Annotated in this window: 2 protein-coding genes and 1 pseudogene; 2 read left to right on the forward strand and 1 reads right to left on the reverse strand. The window is 38.8% G+C overall.

Annotated features, from left to right (window positions below):
- Nucleotides 1–46 precede the first annotated feature (46 nt).
- Nucleotides 47–478, reverse strand: a pseudogene (locus ACM5QX_RS29435) (LysR family transcriptional regulator); the annotation flags it as partial.
- 107 nt (nucleotides 479–585) lie between these two features.
- Here ACM5QX_RS29435 and ACM5QX_RS29440 point away from each other — a divergent pair.
- Nucleotides 586–1,368, forward strand: coding sequence for a class I SAM-dependent methyltransferase (locus ACM5QX_RS29440; protein ID WP_414756739.1), 783 nt, complete (start codon nucleotides 586–588; stop codon nucleotides 1,366–1,368).
- A 78-nt stretch (nucleotides 1,369–1,446) separates the two neighbouring features.
- Nucleotides 1,447–1,956: a hypothetical protein gene (locus ACM5QX_RS29445; RefSeq protein WP_414756740.1), complete on the forward strand. Its 510-nt coding sequence runs from the start codon at nucleotides 1,447–1,449 to the stop codon at nucleotides 1,954–1,956.
- The last annotated feature ends 71 nt before the right edge of the window (nucleotides 1,957–2,027 follow it).

Raw genomic sequence — 2,027 nt, forward strand, 5'->3', positions numbered from 1 at the left:
GTGCCTCTCAAACCTTTATCTGGCTAAGTTTAGAGGCGTTTGTCGCCCCTTGAACTATACCACCTTCCCTCAACCATTCTAGTTGTTGGTCTGTCGTCATTTCATGTAATTCTAATTTGACTGCTGGAGTACAAGCACGAAAATTTCGGAGAATAATTGGCAAAATGTTATACGCGGCTGAACTAACAAAACCAACAATCAACTGTCCAACTTCGCCCCGACTGCTTGTTTGCCCTAATTGAATTGCTTGCTGCAACTGCTGGAGAATTTGCTGCACTTCACCTAAAAACACTTGTCCTGCCTCTGTTAACCGCACAGTTCTTTTAGTACGGTGAAACAGGTCAAACCCTAATTCTATCTCTAGCTGGCGAATTTGTTGGCTGAGGGGAGGTTGGGCAATATGCAGTCTCTCTGCTGCTTTGCCAAAGTGAAGTTCTTCTGCCAAAGTGACGAAGTAGCGTAGGTGTCGTAATTCCATCTTTGAGGGCAATTAATATCTTTTAAATATTAATAACACCATAAAAATATATTGGACATAATTAAAATTATTTTTTACTGTGATTATTAAGCATTAATTCATAAATTATGACTAATCTTGGGACAGCAAAAAATTTTTGGGATGCAACCTTATATCAAGATAAACACAGTTTCGTATGGCAATATGGCGAAGACTTGCTGCAATTACTCAATCCCCAACCAGGAGAATTTATTTTAGATTTAGGTTGTGGTACTGGACAACTGACGGAAAAAATTGCCCAATCTGGTGCAGAGGTTTTGGGAACTGATAATGCAGCCACAATGATTGAGAAGGCTAGACAAAACTATCCTCATTTGCATTTCGATGTTGCTGATGCGCGAAACTTTCGAGTAGATAAACCATTAGATGCCGTATTTTCCAATGCGGCGCTGCATTGGGTAAAAGAGCCAGAAGCAGCGATCGCCAGCATACATCAAGCATTAAAATCAGGAGGCCGCTTTGTAGCTGAGTTTGGTGGCAAGGGTAATATAAAATACATCCTTGAGGCTTTATACAATGCTTTAGAAACCCTTGGTATTCATAACCCACAAGCACTAAATCCTTGGTATTTTCCCAGCATTGGTGAATACGTTAATATACTAGAAAAACAAGGATTTGATGTTACCTATGCAGCTTTATTTAACCGTCCCACTACCTTAGCAGAAGGTGAATTCGGTATGGCAAACTGGATTCAAATGTTCGCCAGTGCTTTTTTAGTAGGACTAACTCCAGACCAACAAGTACAATTAATTCGCAAGGTAGAAGCTACTCTCCAAGACAAACTTTATCACCAAGAATCTTGGACAGCAGATTATCGAAGAATCCGTATAGTCTCTATCAAAGCTCAATAATAGCCAGTCATCAACAAATATATATTACCCTCTCTAGCGCCTCTAGCGTATATAGTCTCCAGACCGTTAATTTTAGTTATGCTTAGACACAAATTTCCCTTATTACTAACCATAACTCTCAGTACTCTTAGCATTTTCCCGATGCCATCATCGCTGGCGCAAACTAAATCCGTCGCTCTACCTTCAGATGCACCGTTGGATCTAGATTTATTAACTCAACCAAAAGACTCTGTAATTACAGCGAATACTATTAACTTATCAGGATTAACTACTCCGAGCTTATGGTGGTCAAAAGAAAACTCTGAAAACAAGCTGTTAGATAATTGGATAGCATATCCCGCTACTGAAAATGAAGTTGGACGAGTAGATTTAATCGTCAATCAGCAAATTTGGAGCTTGTTAGACTATTTAGAACGTTATGATTTTGTAAATCGCCTGGGTAGTACTGCAAGAAAAGACGGTTACAACGTCCGTGTATTTAATTATCAAAAAGACCTACTAGGTTCTTATACCTGTAGCTATAATCCTATTTCTGCGAACTGTAATATTCAGTTGAATACTCAATACAAGTTACGTCGCTATCAATAGGAAATCACAATAAGAGAAAACAAAAACCCCCTTTTGTGTAAAAAAGGAGGTTTTTGGTTAAAAATAGAACC

Source organism: Anabaena sp. CCY 9910 (assembly GCF_963920875.1).
Taxonomy (GTDB): Bacteria; Cyanobacteriota; Cyanobacteriia; order Cyanobacteriales; family Nostocaceae; genus Trichormus; species Trichormus variabilis.

Coding starts and splice junctions, on each gene's coding strand:
- ACM5QX_RS29440 (WP_414756739.1), top strand. CDS start 586: ATGACTAATCTTGGGACAGCAAAAAATTTTTGGGATGCAACCTTATAT.
- ACM5QX_RS29445 (WP_414756740.1), top strand. CDS start 1,447: ATGCTTAGACACAAATTTCCCTTATTACTAACCATAACTCTCAGTACT.